Genomic DNA, 16,881 nt, shown 5'->3' on the forward strand with positions numbered 1-16,881 from the left:
GCGTTCCCCACAAAATATGGGGAAGGCCAGGCCGCAATCAGCGGCATTTCGCTTTCGACGCAGGATGTAGCGGTTCACCAGTTGTCCTTGAACCATTTCAGCGCCCTTTTCAGCGACCGCGCCGGATAGCGTTCGGTCGGAATGTCGAAATCCCACCACTCGTCCTGCGGGTGCGCGGCGAAAAGGCACAGCCCCACCGAGCTTGAGAATGCGGGCCCCGTCACGGCCTGCGGCAGGCCCTGCACCCGCAGCGGCCGCCCCAGCCGGACCCGCTGGCCCAGGATGCGCGCGGCCAGCCCGTCAAGCCCCGGAATCTGGCTGGCGCCGCCGGTCAGCACGATCTGCTGGCTGGGCAGGTGGTCGAACCCGGCCACGTCCAGCCGGGCGCGGGCTTCCTCCAGAATCTCCTCGACGCGCGGGCGCATGATGCCGATCAGTTCGGTGCGGCTGACGGTGCGGCGGTCCTTTTCCCAGTCGCCGCTGTCGGCGCCGATCTCGATCATGTCGCGGTCGTCCATGCCGGTGGCATGAACGCCGCCATGCTTGGTCTTGATGCGCTCGGCGGTGGCCAGCGGAACCGACAGGCCCTTGGAAATGTCGGAGGTGACATGGTCGCCGCCCATACGCACAGAGTCGGCAAAGATCATGTGTTTCTTGATGAAGATCGAGATCCCGGTCGAACCGCCGCCAAGGTCGATGCAGGCCGCGCCGAGTTCCTGTTCGTCTTCCACAAGGCTGGAAATGCCCGAGACATAGGCCGACGAGGCAATCCCCGCCAGTTCCAGGTCGCAGCGCTTGATGCAGAACAAGAGGTTCTGGATCACGTCGGCCTCGACCGACAGCAGGTGCATGTCGCAGGCCAGCCGGTTGCCGATCTGGCCGCGCGGATCGCCAAGGCCGGTGCGGTGGTCCAGCGCGAAGTTGACCGGCTGGGCGTGCAGCACCTCGCGCCCCTCGCCGATGTCGGGCACGTCGCAGGCCGACAGCACCCGCGCCACATCCTGTTCGGTCACGACCGAGTCCTGCAGATCCCATTCGCCCGCCAGCCCGTAGCTGCGTGGGTCCGCCCCCGAAAAGCAGGCGATGACGTGATCGACGCGCACGTTCGCCATCTTCTGCGCCGCCTGCACCGCGGTGCGGATCGCGCGTTCGGTTTCGTTCATCACCGCGATTTCGCCAAACCGCACCCCGCGTGACCGGGTGGTGGCCGCCCCGATCACCCGGAAGCTCGACTGCCCGGCCATCGGCCCCACCCCGTCGGCATCGCGCAGCCGGTCGGGGCCGTCAAACCGCAGGATCAGACAGGCGATCTTGGATGACCCCACGTCCAGAATGGCAATCACGCCGCGCTGCATGGCGGCACGGCGCATGTTGCGCATGGCGCGCTGGGATTGATAGAGATCGGTCAAAGGTCGTTCTCCACGGGAATGATGCCGCGCGCGACGCGCAGCTCCTTCAGGGCATAGGGCGACAGTCGCAGCACCGGCCGGTCCTGCAACCGCAGATCGACGGCGGAAATGTCGCGCGCCAGCAGGTCTTCGGCCTGATCCAGCGCCAGCAGGCGTTCCATCGCGCGCACCGGCGCATCGACCGGCAGCAGGATGCGCTGGTTGCGGTCCAGCACCACATCCCAGCGCCGCTCGCCCATCCGCACGAGGCCGCGCACGCGGGGCAGCAGCGGCCCGGCAGCGGCAAAGATCGCCAGGGCCTCGGGCACCGCGCGGTTGGCACCATCGCCCGCGATCAGCGGCAGGTCGCCCCGGTCGGCCCGCGTCAGCACCATCGCCACCCGGCGGCCGTCGGCATCCAGCAGCGTCACCGCCTCGGGCGTGCGCCAGACCATCGCGGGCACACGCTCGGTGATGGTGACCTGCAACACGCCGCCCGGCTTGACCCGCAGATCGGCCGCCGCCACTGCATCCAGCCGCTCGACCGTCGCCCGCGCCGCCTCCAGATCCAGATCGAAAGAGCTTTGCGGCAACGGCAGCGCCAGCGTGCTGCGCACCGCCTCGGCCAGCGGGGCCGAGGCCCCGTCGATCGCCAGCAGGCTGACCATGAACTCCGGGCGGCTTTCCACCGTTTCGCGCAGGTCGGTCACGGTCGAGGTCAGGGCGGCACGGCGGTCGGAATCCGCCAGCCACAGCCCCGCCGCCATCGTCACCACGAAGGCGGGCAGCCCCACCCGCATCAGCGCGCGGAACAGCGGGGTAAGCCACAGCCGCTGCATCCGGTAGGCGGCGCGGCTGGGTGCCGGGTCGCGGCGGGGCGGCGGGGCGCTCAGCGATTGCATGACGCATCCTCCACGATCCAGCGGCACAGGTCCGGGAATGACAGCCCGGCATGGGCTGCCTGTTCAGGCGAAAGCGAGGTCGGCGTCATGCCGGGCTGGGTGTTGATTTCCAGCAGGATCAGCCCCGCCAGCCCGCGCGTCTCGTCCCAGCGGAAATCGGTGCGGCTCAGCCCCCGGCAGCCGATGGCCCGGTGCGCGCGCAGGGCATGGTCGAGACAGGCGTCGGTGACCGCCTGCGGCAGGTCGGCCGGCACCACATGCCGCGACCCGCCCGGCTTGTATTTCGCGTCATAGTCATACCAGCCGCTGGTCACGATGTCGGTGACGCAAAGCGCGCGGTCGCCCATCACCGTCACGGTAAGCTCGCGGCCCGGGGCATAGGCCTCGACCATCACCACCTCGGGCATGTCGTCGGAAAGCTGCGGCGGCGCATTGGCCCCCTCCAGCACCAGATAGACGCCGACCGAGGAGCCTTCGCAGTTGGGCTTGACCACATAGGGGGCGGGCATCACATGCCGCGCCCGCACCTCTGCCGCACATGCCAGACGGCTTTCCACCACCGGCAGCCCGGCCGCGGCAAACGCCGCCTTGGCGCGCGCCTTGTCCATCGCCAGCGCCGAGGCCAGCACGCCCGAATGGGTATAGGGGATCGCCAGCCATTCCAGCAGGCCCTGCACGCAGCCATCCTCGCCCCAGCGGCCATGCAGAGCGTTGAACACCACATCGGGGCGGATGTCAGCCAGACGCGCGGCCAGATCGCGGCCGGCATCGACCTCGATCACGTCATACCCGGCTTCCCGAAGGGCCTTGGCGCATTCGCGCCCCGTCGACAAAGACACTTCCCGCTCTGCGGAAAGCCCACCCATCAACACTGCCACACGGGAGCCTGCCCTGAAAGACACGCCCGCCATCACTCTGCCTCGTCGCACGCCGTTAATCGGCTGCGTTATTGTTGTTCTGGTCTTCCTGGTCCCGGGCCATTTCACCGACCCGCATGATTTCCCACTGTAGCGCGATACCGCTGTGATCGAAAACCCTTTTTCTGACCTCCTCGCCCAATTCTTCCAGGTCTGCGGCTGTGGCGCCACCGGCATTGATCAGGAAGTTGGAGTGCATCTCGCTCATCTGCGCCCCGCCGCGCCGCGCGCCGCGCATTCCGGCGGCGTCGATCACCTTCCACGCCTTCAGGTCGTGGCGGTCATCGGCCTGCCCGGTGCTGGAATAGCCTGCGGGGTTGCGGAAGGTCGATCCGGCGCTGCGGTCTTTCGTCGGCTGGCTCGCGTCGCGTTTCGCGACCTGCGCGGCCATCCGTGCCGCAAGCGCCTCCGGGTCGCCGGTCGCCGCGCGGAAGGTGGCCTGCACGATCACCCAGCCCTCTGGCAGGTCGGACTGGCGGTAGCGCAGGTGCAGATCGGCCGCCGCCAGCGTGACCAGATCGCCGCCGCGCGTCACCGCCTGCACTGACACCAGATGGTCGGCGACATAAGACCCGTAGCAGCCCGCGTTCATCCGCACCGCCCCGCCGATGCTGCCCGGGATGGTGCGCAGGAAGGTCAGGTCGCGCCCGGCCTCGGCGGCTTTCTTCGCCACCTGCGCATCCAGCGCCGCCGCCCCGGCCGTCACCAGATCGCCCTCCACGACGACCGCGTTGAACCCCCGCCCCAGCCGCACCACCACCGCCCGCAACCCGCCGTCGCGCACGATCAGGTTGCTGCCGACCCCCATGGGGAAGACCAGCACCGCCGCATCAAGCCCGCGCAGGAACTCACACAGGTCCGCCACATCGGCCGGCTGGAACAGCCAGTCCGCAGGCCCCCCGACCCGCAGCCAGGTCAGCTCGGCCAGGGGCCGGTTCGGCGTCAAGATGCCTCGGGGGGTGGGGAGGATCATGGCAAGGGCCCTGCGGTTGCAATCACGGTGGTAAGGCGGGGGAACCGGGCGGGGTTCAAAAAACTGCCCGTCAACAAAGGACCGGCGAAAACCCCCGTCAGTCCTGCGGCTTTCGCGGCAGCACATGCGCCCTGATCCAGCGCCACAGGTAGATCAGCGGCCAGCGCAGGACGCTGGCGCCAAAGGCGAGGATGGCCATGCCCCAGATCGGGCCGTGGTCATAGGTGACCCAGCCGAGGATCGGGATGCCGACCACGATCAGGATGTAGGCGCTGGTCCAGTGCTGGTCGCGCGAGGGGAACATCGCGATCACGTTGGCAATGATCAGCCACAGGAAGGCCACGCCCAGCGCCGGGGTCATGCGCGACCCTCCGCCGGGGTCCGCGCGCGGCGGGCAAGGGCAATCAGCGGGCGGCGGAACATCGAGCCGACCGCGAACAGCCCGAACAGCGCCCAGCCGGGGCCCGCCTGCATCCAGATCAAGCCGATCAGCAGCGGGGCCGCGACCAGCAGCCCGGCTCCCGGCAGCATCTGGTGGCGCATCGGCAGCAGCGCCACCGCCGCCGCCGCCAGCACCCAGAGCGCGCCGGGGATCAGGGCCATGCTCATGCGGCAAGCTCCGTCAACCGGGCGGGCAGCGCGTTGGCCCAGGTCGAGATGGTGCCTGCGCCAAGGCACACCACCATGTCGCCGGGCCGCGCCTGTTCGCGCACCAGCCGCACGAGATCGTTCTCGTCGAGGATGGCGCGGGCGTGGCGGTGGCCGTGGGCGATCAGCCCCGCCACCAGATCGTCGCGGCTGGCGCCCGGAATCGGTTCCTCGCCGGCCGCATAGACCTCGGCGATCGCCACCACGTCGGCCTCGTTGAAGCAGGTGCAGAAATCGTCGAACAGGCTGGACAGGCGGGTATAGCGGTGCGGCTGGTGCACGGCGATGACGCGCGCGCCGGGGTTGCCCGCGATGGCCTGCCGCGCGGCCCGCAGCACGGCGGCGATCTCGACCGGGTGATGGCCGTAGTCGTCGATCACCGTCACGCCGCCCAGCACCTCGCCCACCTTGGTGAAGCGGCGGTTCACGCCGCCAAAGGCCGCCAGCGCCTCGCGGATTTCGGCACGCTTCATCCCCAGGTGGCGCGCCACGGCAATCGCCGACAGCGCGTTCGACACGTTGTGGTCGCCCGGCATCGGCAGGGTGCAGCCCTCGATCACCACGCCCTCGCCCTCGCCCTGCAAGGCCACGTCAAAATGCGCCACACCCTTGTCATAGGTCAGGTTGACCGCCCGCACGTCGGCCTGCGCGTTGAAGCCGAAGGTCACGATGCGCCGGTCGGTGACGCGGCCGACCAGCGCCTGCACCTCGGGGTGGTCGGTGCAGCACACCGCCAGCCCGTAGAACGGCACGTTGCTGACGAAATCCAGAAAGCCGCGGCGCAGGTTCTCGAAGGTGCCCCAATGCTCCATATGCTCGGGGTCGATGTTGGTGACGATGGCGATGGTGGCGGGCAGGCGGTTGAACGAGCCGTCGGATTCGTCGGCCTCGACCACCATCCACTCCCCTGCCCCGGCGCGGGCATTGGACCCGTAGGCATGGATCACCCCGCCGTTGATCACCGTCGGGTCAAACCCGCCTTTGTCCAGCAATGTTGCAACCATGGTGGTTGTGGTGGTCTTGCCATGCGTTCCGGCGACGGCAATGTTCGATTTCAGCCGCATCAGTTCGGCCAGCATCTCGGCCCTTCGCACCACCGGCAGCTTGCGGCGGCGGGCCTCTTCCAGTTCCGGGTTGCCCTTGCGGATCGCGCTCGACACCACGACCACGGCGGCGTCACCGATGTTGGCCGCCGCCTGCCCCTCGAACACCACGGCACCCAGCGACACCAGCCGGTCGGTGATCTTGCTGGCCTTGGCATCCGACCCCTGCACCCGGTAGCCCAGCGTCATCAGCACCTCGGCAATGCCCGACATGCCGATGCCGCCGATGCCGACAAAGTGGATGGGGCCCAGTTCGCCGGGCAGTTTGGTGGCAGCGTTCATGGCAGGTCTTTCTTCGCAAGGCTTTCGACAATCTCGACCAGCCGCTCGGTCGCGTCCGGGCGGCCCATGGCCAGCGCGTTGCGCGCCATCCGGCCGGCGGCCTTGGGCCGCGTCAGCACGGCGGTCATTTGCGCGGCCAGGGCTTCCGGGTCAAGAGCCGATTCCGGGATCAGGATCGCCGCCTCGCCCTCGACCAGACCTCGGGCATTGGCGGTCTGGTGGTCGCCGGTCGCGGCGGCATAGGGGATCAGGATCGACGGGCGGCCGATTGCGCTGATGTCGGCGACCGACGAGGCGCCGGAACGCGAGATCACCAGCTGCGCTTCTGAGAGCCTGCGCGGAATGTCGGTGAAAAAGCCCTGCACCTCGGCGTATATCCCTGCCTCGTCATAGGCTTGCGCCACCCGGGCCCCGTCTTCCTCGCGCGCCTGATGCGCCACGCGCACCAGTTCCCGCAACCCCTCGGGCAGCAGCGCCACGGCGGCGGGCACCACGTCCGACAGGATGCGCGCGCCCTGGCTGCCGCCGATCACCACCAGGCTCATCGGATAGTCGCCGGGCGGGATGTAGCCCGACCCGGCGCGGTCTAGCACCGCGGCGCGCACCGGGTTGCCGGTGTGGCTGCCCTCCACCCCCTCGGGCAGGGCGGTGGGCCAGGTGCCGCAGGCCACGGCATCGACCCGGCGGGCAAAGAAGGCGTTCACACGGCCCAGCACACCGTTCTGTTCATGGATCATCCGGGGCAGGCGCAGCAGCGTCGCGGCCGACAGCGCCGGGATCGACGGGTAGCCGCCAAAGCCCACCACCACCGCAGGCCGGTCGCGCAGCATCCCCGTCACTGCCGACAGCACGCCGCCCGCGATGCGCAGGGGCACCAGCGCCCGCGCCAGCAGGCCGCCGCGCGCAAAGGTGGCCGACGACACCTGTTCCACCTGCACCACATGCGGAAAACCCCCGGCATAGCGCGCGCCGCGGGCGTCGGTGGAAAGCTTGACCCGCCAGCCGCGCCGCACCATCGCCTCGGCCAGCGCCTGTGCGGGGAACATGTGCCCGCCGGTGCCCCCGGCGGCGATCAGCAGCAGCGGCGCCCCTGCCTGATCACGCCCGGCCATCACCGCCCCCGCTTGAAAAGGATGTCGCCGATCTGCCCCTGCGGGCGGCTCCGCGTCATGGCCAGAAGCATCCCCACCGTGATGCCCGCCGCGATCACCGACGACCCGCCATAGCTGACGAAGGGCAGCGTCATGCCCTTGGCGGGCAGCAGGCGCACCGCGACGCCCATGTTGATCATCGCCTGCACCCCGAAGATGCAGGCCAGCCCGGTGCCCGCCAGCCGGATGAACGGATCACGTTCGCGCATCAAACGGAACAGGCTGCGCACCACCACCGTGCTGTAAAGCGCAATGATCACCAGCACCAGGATCAGCCCGTATTCCTCGGCAGCGACGGCGATGATGAAGTCGGTATGGGCATCGGGCAGCGACCATTTCACCTGCCCCTCGCCCACGCCCACCCCGAAGAAGCCGCCCTCCTGAATGGCGTTGGTGGCATAGCCAAGCTGGGTGCGCGGGTCGAGATCGGGGTTCAGGAAGCCGTCGATCCGCCGGGCGAAGTGTTCCGAATGGCCATAGGCCAGCACCGACCCCGCCCCCACCAGCCCGACGATCACCACGATCAGCAGCATCGGCGCGCCGGCCACGAAATACACAACGCCCCAGCCGAACAGCACCAGCGCCGACTGCCCGAAATCGGGCTGCAACGCCAGAAAGGCCACGATGACGATCGCGATCGCGAAAGAGATCGCCTTGCCCGGCGGCCCGTTCGGATCCTGACTCGCGGCCATCAGCCAGGCGGTCAGGATGATGAACCCCGGCTTCAGGAACTCCGACGGCTGGACCGAGGCAAAGCCCAGGCTGAACCAGCGCGTGGCACCCTTGCCGAAATCGGTTCCGAAGGCGGGCAGCAGCACCAGCCCCGCCATCGCCAGCACGAACCCCACCACACCCAGCCTGCGCACCATGTCGGGCGTCATCATCGAGCAGCCGAGCATGGCAATCATCGCCAGCCCGCCGAAGAACGCCTGTCGCTGGACATAGTGGAACGGCTCCAGCCCGTTGCGGGTGGCCAGCGGCACCGAGGCGGCAAGGCCCAGCAGGATGCCGATGCCGAACAGCATCAGAATGGCGGTCATCGACCATTTGTCGATGGTGCGCCACCAACGGGGAAGAACCGGCTCGGATGCCCGTGCGGGCATTGAGCCATAGACCATCTCAGTCATGGGAAAACCGCCTGATACTGCTGCACTGCCAATCGCCCGGTTGACCGGATCTGAGCGAAACTCTAGCGAAGAACGGCGAGTCTGGCTAGGGGCGTGCAGCCCCTTTTTCCGGCCTCCCGGCGCGGGCCGGGATACCGGGCGCCCTTCGGACCGGCGCGCCGCGCCCTCTGCGACCACGATTTTTCTACGAAAAATCCGCCGGGCCCGATCGCCTGCCCTGTCGGACCGGTGATTTTTCGTAGAAAAATCGGCGTCGGCCCGGCCATGTCACGCGGCAACCTGCCACGGCTGCCGACCCGAACCCCGATTTCCCTGTTTACGACCGCCCCGATTGTGGCGACGATACCGCGACGGAGGGCGGATGCGCCGACCCGGCCCTCGCCAGGGCAGCGTCGCGCCAAGTTCCGGCGTCCAAGTCAGGCGCGTGCCGCACCGCCACGTCACCGGCACAGCCAGGGAGAAACAGATCATGTGCCAGGTCTTCGCAGGTCAGGATCCCGCGCGCTATGCGGCCGTCACCCGCAGGCTGCGGCTGAACGGCCAGAGCACGAGCATCCGTCTCGAAAGCGCCTTCTGGATGATCATCGACGACATCGCCGCCAGCGAGGGGATGACCACGCCCGCCTTCGTCTCGAAGCTGCATTCCGAGGTGCTGGAACAGCGCGGCGAGCCGGAAAACTTCACCTCGCTGCTGCGCTGCACCTGTCTGCTGCACCAGGAAATGCTGGCAGGCACGAACCCGCGCAAGGCGGCCGCGGCCTGAAAAGTTGCGGGTAGTACGCCGTTACTACCCGAGCCCCACCGCGCCATCCCACTCTTGCCGCAGGGGGGGCGGGCAGGTCCGGTCCTCCCGCCGCAATCAGGGGAGCGAGGCATGGCCAAAGCCATCCACAGCATGATCCGCGTGCTGGACGAGACGCGGTCGGTGGAATTCTACGCCACCGCGTTCGGGCTGGGCGTTGCGGACCGGCTCGATTTCGACAGCTTCACGCTGATCTACCTGAGCAACGCCGAATCCGGCTTCGAGCTTGAACTGACGGTCAACAAGGGTCGCACCGACCCCTATGCCCAGGGCGACGGCTACGGCCATCTGGCCTTCTCGGTGCCCGATGTCGCGGCCGAACATGCCCGGCTGACCGCGGGCGGCCTCGCGCCGCGCAAGATCGTCGATTTCGCCCCCGCTGGCGCGGTGATCGCCCGGTTCTTCTTCATCGCAGACCCCGACGGTTACCAAATCGAGGTGCTGGAACGCGGCGGGCGCTACCTCTGACGGGCATCCCGCGCAACAGCAGCGCGCGGGACGCCCCATCACGCACGACGGGCACCGCGAGACAACCACGGGTCCGAAAGACATCAAGGGAGGAACTCATGACCCAGACACTCGAAAGGGCCGGTCCCGTCGTCGGCGCATTGGCGCGCAGCGGGTTGACGCGGCGCGAACTTCTGGCGCGCGGCGTGCTGGCCGGGGCCGGAATGCTGGTGGGGGCGGGCTTTGTCGCCGCGCCCGATGCCGCCTGGGCGCTGGAGACCCAGGCGCTGCAACCCGACACCATGGCGACGCTGATCCGGATGGCGCGCGACATCTATCCGCACGACCGGCTGGCCGACAGCTTCTATGCCATTGCCGTCAAGGGCTATGACACACCCGACGCCGCCCCGATGGTCGAGGCGGGCATCGCCGCCCTGAACGCCGCCGCCGCCGATGCGGGGCACGCCTCTTACGGGGCGATCGGCTGGGAAAAGGACCGCGTCGCAATCCTGCGCGGCATCGAGCAGGGCAGCTTCTTCCAGACCATCCGCGGCGGCCTCGTGACCGGGCTCTACAACCAGAAGGCGGTCTGGCCGCTGTTCGGCTACGAAGGCGAAAGCTTCTCGCAGGGCGGCTACATCGAGCGCGGCTTCGACGACATCAACTGGCTTTGAACGGGAGGCGGAGATGGTTGCGACTTTCGAACTGAACGACGATCAGGTCGTCCTCGTCATCGGCACCGGGGCGGGCGGCGGCGTGCTGGCAAACGAACTGGCGCAGAAGGGCGTCAAGGTCGTGGCGCTGGAGGCGGGCGGGCGCTACCTGCCCGAGGATTACCTGAACGACGAATGGGATGCCTTCGTAGTTGAGCTGGCTCGACACCCGCACCACCAGCGGCGACTGGCGGGTGGCACGCGACTTTTCCGGCCTGCCCGCCTGGATCGTCAAGGCGGTGGGCGGCACCACGACCCACTGGGCCGGCGCCAGCCTGCGCTTTCAGGATCACGAATGGAAGGCGCTGAGCAATTACGGGCCGGTGGCGGGGGCCAACCTGCTCGACTGGCCGATCGACGGCGCCGAGATGGCGCCCTGGTATGACAAGGCCGAGGAAAAGCTGGGTGTCACCCGCACCGGCGACCGCCCCGGCCTGCCAGGCAACAACAACTACAAGGTGCTGGAAAAGGGTGCGCTGGCGCTGGGCTACACCAAGGTCCACACCGGCAACATGGCGATCAATGCGCTGGAACGCGACGGGCGTCCGGCCTGCCACCAGACCGGCTTCTGCTTTCAGGGCTGCAAGTGGGGCGCGAAATGGTCCGCCGCCTATACCGAGATCCCGCAGGGCGAGGCGACCGGCAATCTGGAAGTGCGCGACCGCTGCCACGCGCTGAAGATCGAGCATGACGAGACCGGCCGCGTGACCGGCGAGCTTTATGCCGACAAGGACGGCAACCAGATGGTGCAGAAGGCGCGCATCGTCTGCGTTGCGGGCAACACCATCGAAAGCCCGCGCCTGCTGCTGAACTCGGCATCCGACATGTTCCCCGACGGGCTGGCCAACTCCTCGGGGCAGGTCGGGCGCAACTACATGCGCCATGTCACGGGTTCGGTCTATGCGGCGTTCGACAAGCCGGTGAAGATGTGGCGCGGCACCACCATGGCGGGCATCGTGCAGGACGAGGCGCGCCACGACCCCTCGCGCGGCTTCGTCGGCGGATACGAGCTTGAAACGCTCAGCCTCGGGCTGCCGTTCATGGCGGCCTTCCTCGACCCGGGCGGCTGGGGGCGCGAGTTCACCTCGGCGCTCGACAGCTACGAGAACATGGCGGGCCTGTGGATCGTGGGCGAGGACATGCCGCAGGAAACCAACCGCATCACCCTGAACCCGGCGGTGAAGGACCAGTTCGGCATGGCGGTGCCGAACGTGCATTTCACCGACCACCCGAATGACGTGGCGATGCGCGACCATGCCTTCGCGCAGGGCATCAGGATCTATCAGGCCGTCGGGGCGACCCGCGCCTTCCCGACGCCGCCCTACCCCTCGACCCACAACCTCGGCACCAACCGCATGTCGGAAAACCCGCGCGACGGGGTGGTGAACAAATGGGGGCAAAGCCACGACATCGCGAACCTGTTCGTCTCGGACGGCTCGCAGTTCACCACCGGCGCGGCGGAAAACCCGACCCTGACGATTGTGGCGCTGGCGATCCGGCAGGCCGACCACATCGCCGCCGGCCTTGCGGCGGGCACGCTCTGAGCCCCCGGGCGGGGGGCGGCCTGCCCCCCGCCATTCAGTTCAGTGCCTGCCGGACCAGTTCGACCAAAGGCTCGGGGTAGACCCCGACCACCAGGATGATCGCGGCGCAGCCGATCAGCACCGCGCCGTCGGACCAGTGCACCTCGGCCGCGACATCGCCCGACCCGCGCCGGAAGATCACCGCGAAGAACCGCAGGTAGTAATAGAACCCCAGCGCCGCCCCCGCCGCCGTGACCGCCAGCAGCCCCCAAGCCTGCGCCTGGATCAGCGCGGCGAACAGGTAGAACTTGCCCAGGAACCCCGCCGCCACCGGCAGGCCCGCCAGCGACATCAGCCCCAGCGCCAGCCCCGCCCCGGCCAGCGGCTGCCGCCAGGCCAGCCCGCGCAGATCGTCCAGCCCCGGCGCGTCGCCCAGCAGCGCCGCGACACACAGCGCGGCCAGCAGGGCCGGCGCATAGGCGGCAAGGTAGAACAGCACCGCCTCCGGCCCCAGCGCGGCACCCGAGGCCAGCACCACCGCCATATAGCCCGAATGCGCCACCGACGAATAGCCCAGCATCCGCGTCAGCGAGGTCTGGCGCAGCGCCGCAAGGTTGCCCAGCAGGATCGAGCCGACCCCCATCGCCGCCAGCCCGCTGTGCCACACCGGGTCGGGCGGTCCGACCGCGGCCAGCCGCACCAGCACCACCGCCACCGCCATCTTCGAGGCAACACCCGCAAAGGCCGCCGCCGCCGCCGGGGCACCGCTGAACGCGTCGGGCGTCCACATGTGGAACGGCACCAGCGCGAACTTGAACGCAAGGCCCGCCAGCAACAGCGCCGCCCCCAGGGCGACCAGCATCCCGCCCCCCGCCCAGGCGTCGAGCCCCAGCCTGCCGGTGGCGGCATAGGCCAGCGCAAAGGCAAACAGCAGCGTCGCCCCCCCGGCCGCGCCAAGGATCAGGAACTTGTAGCCCGCCTCCAGTGCCGGTCGGGTCAGCGGCAGCACGAACATGGCAATCAGCGACAGCGTCACCAGCTCCAGCCCGAGGAACACCGTCGCCGCATGGGTCGCGCCGCACAGCACCGCCGCCCCCAGCGCCGCGAGCAGCGTCAGGGCCGGCGCCTCGCGCGCGGGCAGGGCCGGGCGCAGGAACACCAGCCCGGCCAGCCCCGACAGGCACACCACCAGCGTGCCGAACCGTGCCAGCCCGTCATCGACCAGCAGTTCCGTCACCGCAACCGCAGGCATCCCAAGGCGGAACAGCGTCAGCGCCGCCGCCAGCGCCAGCGTCACCGCCGCCGCGACGCGGGCATGCAGCCGGTCGCGACGCGGCCCCAGCAGCATCGCCACCACCGCGCCAAGGCCAAGGACCACCAGCGGTCCGTGCGTGGCAAGGATGCCCTGCATCACGGCTGCCCCGCCGCCGCCAGCGGCGCCAGCGCCGCATCCACCGCAATCGTCATCGGCCCCATCAGCAGTTGCGGCAACATCCCAAACAGCAGCGTGCCGATCGCCAGCACGATGATCGGCCCCAGGTCGCGCATCGTCAGATCCTGCATCGGGCCGGGGCGGTGCGGCGTGCCGAACACGATGCGCTTGAACAGCCGCGTCGCATAGACCACCGAAATCACCAGCGAGACCAGCGTGATCGAGGCAAAGACCCAGTTGACCTGGAACAGGCCGGTGATCACCAGCGCCTCGCCGAGGAAGTTCGCTGTGCCCGGCATCGCCAGCGAGGCCGAGAAGAAGATCGCAAAGGTCGCGGCAAAGCGCGGCGCGTTCTTCTGCAACCCGCCCAGTTCGCGCAGGTCGCGCGTGCCCAGCCTGTCATGCAGCGCCCCGATCAGCAGGAACAGCGCCGAGGCGGAAAAGCCGTGCGCCACCATCTGCACCGCCGCCCCCATCATCGAGAAATGCACGCCGCCGCAGATGCCCATCAGCACGATGCTCATGTGGGCAATCGAGGTGTAGGCCACCAGCCGCTTGGCATCGGTCTGCCCGCAGGCCATCAGCGCGCCATAGATCGACCCGAAGGCCCCCAGAACCAGCCCATAGGGCGCCAGCACCAGCATCCCGTCGGCAAACAGCATCGGCGGAAAGCGGAACAGCCCGTAGGCCCCGGTCTTCAAGAGCAGCCCCGCCAGCAGGATAGACCCGGCGGTGGGCGCGTTGGTATGGGCATCGGGCAGCCAGGCGTGCAGCGGCGGCACCGGCAGCTTTACCAGGAAGGCCAGCACGAAGCCGCCCAGCAGCAGCACCTGCACCCCCTGCGGCAGGTCGAGCGCCGCAAGCGCGAAGGCGTCGAACGTCACGCTTTCGCCCTGCGCGCCCAGATAGAACACCGCCGCCAGCAGCCCCAGCCCGGCAACCGCGTTGAACACCAGGAACTTCAGCGCCGCCGCCTCGCGCTCGCCATGGCCCCAGACCGCGATCAGAAGGAACGCTGGCACCAACATCAGCTCCCAGAAAAAGGCGAACACCAAGAGGTCGAAAGACAGGAAGACCCCGTTCGACGCCGCCACCGTCCAGCAGAGGCAGGCGTTCAGCAGCCCCGACCGCTCGGGGATGTTCCACGACACGATCACCGAGATGATGCCCAGCCCCAGCGACATCGCCAGCAGCACCGCCGACAGCCCGTCCATCGCCAGGATCACCTGCACCCCCAGCGCGGGGGCCCAGTCCGACCGGTGCTCGGCCAGCCAGCGCCCCTCGTCGCCGGCCTGCACCGCAAAAAGCAGCACCACCAGCGCCAGCGACAGCGCGATGAGGGCCACCCAGCGTTCGCCGTCGCGACCAAGACCACGTGCGAACAGCGAGGCCACACCGCCGAAGAACGGCAGAAGGATGAGCGCGATCAGTTCCATGTCGTATCCCATGCAAGCATCAGAAGTATGGCGGTGCCGATGGCCAGCGCCAGCGCATACTCGCGCGTCCGCCCGGTCTGCACCCGGCGCGCCACGCCCCACAACCCGACCAGACCCGCCGCAAGGCGCATCCAGCCCCCGTCAAGCCGGTCGATCGCCACCCGCTCGACCACGAAGCGGTGCGCGCGCAGCACCGCCAGCACCGGCAGCGTGCCGACCGGATCGGCGATCCCGCCGCGGTAGCCGTTCAGCCAGCTGACCCCGCGCACGAACGGCCGCACGAACACCTGTCGGTAGATGCCGTCGAACTCTGCCCCCCGGCTCAGCCACAGGATCAGTTTCACGAAGGGCAGGATCAGCGCATAGCGGTAGATGCCGTCGACCTTGACGCCGCGGCGGGTCCGGCTTCTGCCCGCCACCGCCGCCACCAGCACCGGCACGAAGGTCAGCGCCAGCGCCAGCACCGCGCCCAGCAGCGGCGCCGCCGCCGCCAGCCACATCGTCAGCCCCTCGATATGCGGCATCTCTGCGCCCTGGAACCGGATCATCGGCCCGACCGCCGCGCCGCCGAACAGCGCCCCCAGCGCGAGCAGCACCATCGGCACCGCCGCCAGCGGGCTGCTGAAGCGCGAGGCGTGGTGCGCCGCCGTCGCGGCCTCGGCCGCGGCATGGCGGCTGTGGCGGGCCTGAACCGACCTGCGCTCCGGCACCAGCCCCAGGAACACCGGCCGGAAGATGTAGGCCCCGGTCAGCACCGCGGAGCCCAGCGCCACCGACCACAGCACGACGCCCAGCGGCCCCGACCCCAGCGCCGAGGCGAGGATCGCCTCTTTCGACCACCAGCCGGCCGTGATCACCGGCAACCCCGCCAGCGACACCGCCCCCGCCACGAAGGCCAGATAGGACAGCGGCTTGCGCCGCCACGCCCCGCGCATCGATTCCATCCCGGTTTCGGCCGGGCAGCCGTGGGTGATGTCGCCCGCTGCGAGGAACAGCAGCGACTTGAACAGCGCATGGATGACGAAATGCGCAATCGCCACCTCGGGTGCGCCGACCCCGATCGCCAGCATCATGTAGCCGATCTGGCTGATCGACGAATAGGCCAGCATCCGCTTCACATCCTGCTGGAAGATCGCCGACAGCGCGCCGAAGGCCGCCGTCGCCGTGCCCAGCACCGCCGCCGCCGTCAGCACGTTCGGCGCGGCGGCGACGATGGGCGAAAAGCGCACCATCAGATAGGCCCCCGCCGCCACCATGGTGGCCGAATGCAGCAGCGCCGACACCGGCGTCGGCCCCGCCATCGCAGAGGGCAGCCAGGTGTGGAACGGCAATTGCGCCGATTTGCCCAGCGCGCCCCCCAGCAGCAGCAGCGCCACGATGGTCAGCCGGTAGGGCTCCATCACCTCGCCGGCCGGGATCAGCGTATCCATCCGCACCGAGGCCGCTTCGAGAAACAGCAGCAGCAGCGCCGCCAGCAGAAAGACATCGGCAAAGCGCGTGATGATGAAGGCCTTGCGCCCCGCCGCCACCGCCTGCGCGGAATCGGTGTGGAACGCGATCAGGAAGAAGCTGCACAGCCCCATCAGCTCCCACCCGAAGAAGAAGGTGATGGTGTCGCCCGCCAACACCATGGTCAGCATCGACGCAAGGAACAGGTTCATCAGCGCAAAGAAGCGCCGCAGGTCGGCCATGCCCGACTGGTCCATGTATTGCACGGCATAGACCATCACCGCCGCCCCCACGACCGTCACGGTCGATCCGACCAGCGCGCTCAGCGGGTCGAGCAGCAGCGCCAGCGCCACTTCGGCCTGTCCGACCACCAGCGTGAACACCGGCACCACCACATGGCATTCGCCCATGCCGCAGGCAACCGACAGCGGCACCATCACCAGCATCGGCGCCACGCCGCCCAGCAGCGCCAGCGCGTTGACCGCATCCCGGCGCAGCCGGTAGGGATCAAGGCCCAGGATCAGAAACACGCCCAGTGCCGGGGCCGGCACCAGAAGCAGCAGCAGCCAGGGGGTCAACTCGATCATC

Annotated in this window: 15 protein-coding genes and 1 pseudogene; 4 read left to right on the forward strand and 12 right to left on the reverse strand. The window is 68.9% G+C overall.

Translation table 11 applies throughout. The annotated features are described in order from the left end of the window. Positions 1-74 precede the first annotated feature (74 nt). The 9 genes from ftsA to ftsW form a co-directional block, all read right to left on the reverse strand. Complete coding sequence (gene ftsA / locus RNZ50_03730) at positions 75-1,409, reverse strand: cell division protein FtsA (protein MDT8854158.1); 1,335 nt, start codon at positions 1,407-1,409, stop codon at positions 75-77. Then, on the reverse strand, positions 1,406-2,290 hold the full coding sequence (locus tag RNZ50_03735) for a cell division protein FtsQ/DivIB (protein ID MDT8854159.1): 885 nt from the start codon (positions 2,288-2,290) through the stop codon (positions 1,406-1,408). The genes ftsA and RNZ50_03735 overlap by 4 nt, the downstream gene beginning before the upstream one ends. Then, entirely contained in the window at positions 2,278-3,201 is a 924-nt protein-coding gene (locus RNZ50_03740; GenBank protein MDT8854160.1) for a D-alanine--D-alanine ligase, read from the reverse strand. The genes RNZ50_03735 and RNZ50_03740 overlap by 13 nt, the downstream gene beginning before the upstream one ends. A 22-nt stretch (positions 3,202-3,223) precedes the next feature. Further along, entirely contained in the window at positions 3,224-4,177 is a 954-nt protein-coding gene (murB, locus tag RNZ50_03745; protein ID MDT8854161.1) for a UDP-N-acetylmuramate dehydrogenase, read from the reverse strand. 100 nt (positions 4,178-4,277) lie between these two features. Continuing rightward, positions 4,278-4,541 carry a DUF2484 family protein gene (locus tag RNZ50_03750; GenBank protein ID MDT8854162.1) on the reverse strand — a complete coding sequence of 88 codons (264 nt, stop codon included), beginning with the start codon at positions 4,539-4,541 and terminating at the stop codon, positions 4,278-4,280. Next, the gene (locus RNZ50_03755; GenBank protein ID MDT8854163.1) at positions 4,538-4,789 is read right to left on the reverse strand and encodes a DUF2484 family protein; all 252 of its coding nucleotides are present in this window, start codon (positions 4,787-4,789) and stop codon (positions 4,538-4,540) included. Before RNZ50_03755 ends, RNZ50_03750 begins: the two co-directional genes overlap by 4 nt. Further along, positions 4,786-6,213, reverse strand: a complete 1,428-nt coding sequence (gene murC / locus RNZ50_03760; GenBank protein MDT8854164.1) for a UDP-N-acetylmuramate--L-alanine ligase — start codon at positions 6,211-6,213, stop codon at positions 4,786-4,788. Before murC ends, RNZ50_03755 begins: the two co-directional genes overlap by 4 nt. Further along, on the reverse strand, positions 6,210-7,325 hold the full coding sequence (locus RNZ50_03765; GenBank protein MDT8854165.1) for a UDP-N-acetylglucosamine--N-acetylmuramyl-(pentapeptide) pyrophosphoryl-undecaprenol N-acetylglucosamine transferase: 1,116 nt from the start codon (positions 7,323-7,325) through the stop codon (positions 6,210-6,212). The genes murC and RNZ50_03765 overlap by 4 nt, the downstream gene beginning before the upstream one ends. Then, positions 7,325-8,491: a putative lipid II flippase FtsW gene (gene ftsW / locus RNZ50_03770; protein ID MDT8854166.1), complete on the reverse strand. Its 1,167-nt coding sequence runs from the start codon at positions 8,489-8,491 to the stop codon at positions 7,325-7,327. Before ftsW ends, RNZ50_03765 begins: the two co-directional genes overlap by 1 nt. Positions 8,492-8,960: 469 nt before the next feature. Here ftsW and RNZ50_03775 point away from each other — a divergent pair, with 469 nt between their 5' ends. The 4 genes and pseudogenes from RNZ50_03775 to RNZ50_03790 all read left to right on the forward strand — a co-directional run bounded on the left by RNZ50_03775 (position 8,961) and on the right by RNZ50_03790 (position 11,997). After that, positions 8,961-9,254: a ribbon-helix-helix domain-containing protein gene (locus RNZ50_03775; protein MDT8854167.1), complete on the forward strand. Its 294-nt coding sequence runs from the start codon at positions 8,961-8,963 to the stop codon at positions 9,252-9,254. A gap of 111 nt (positions 9,255-9,365) precedes the next feature. Continuing rightward, positions 9,366-9,761: a VOC family protein gene (locus tag RNZ50_03780; GenBank protein ID MDT8854168.1), complete on the forward strand. Its 396-nt coding sequence runs from the start codon at positions 9,366-9,368 to the stop codon at positions 9,759-9,761. Positions 9,762-9,859: 98 nt separating this feature from the next. Then, positions 9,860-10,414 (forward strand): Twin-arginine translocation pathway signal, encoded by a 555-nt coding sequence (locus RNZ50_03785; GenBank protein ID MDT8854169.1) that lies wholly within the window; start codon positions 9,860-9,862, stop codon positions 10,412-10,414. A 13-nt stretch (positions 10,415-10,427) separates the two neighbouring features. After that, a pseudogene (locus RNZ50_03790) lies at positions 10,428-11,997 on the forward strand (GMC family oxidoreductase). 34 nt (positions 11,998-12,031) lie between these two features. Here the strand turns inward: RNZ50_03790 and RNZ50_03795 are convergent. From RNZ50_03795 to RNZ50_03805, 3 genes are read right to left on the reverse strand one after another with little or no spacing between them, the layout of a single operon-like run. Then, positions 12,032-13,387 carry a proton-conducting transporter membrane subunit gene (locus RNZ50_03795; GenBank protein ID MDT8854170.1) on the reverse strand — a complete coding sequence of 452 codons (1,356 nt, stop codon included), beginning with the start codon at positions 13,385-13,387 and terminating at the stop codon, positions 12,032-12,034. Beyond that, a complete protein-coding gene (locus RNZ50_03800) occupies positions 13,387-14,856 on the reverse strand; it encodes an NADH-quinone oxidoreductase subunit M (protein ID MDT8854171.1) in 1,470 nt (489 codons plus the stop codon). Before RNZ50_03800 ends, RNZ50_03795 begins: the two co-directional genes overlap by 1 nt. Beyond that, positions 14,835-16,880 carry an NADH-quinone oxidoreductase subunit L gene (locus tag RNZ50_03805; GenBank protein MDT8854172.1) on the reverse strand — a complete coding sequence of 682 codons (2,046 nt, stop codon included), beginning with the start codon at positions 16,878-16,880 and terminating at the stop codon, positions 14,835-14,837. The genes RNZ50_03800 and RNZ50_03805 overlap by 22 nt, the downstream gene beginning before the upstream one ends. Position 16,881 lies beyond the last annotated feature (1 nt).

Source organism: Paracoccaceae bacterium Fryx2, from assembly GCA_032334235.1.
Classification (GTDB): Bacteria; Pseudomonadota; Alphaproteobacteria; order Rhodobacterales; family Rhodobacteraceae; genus JAVSGI01.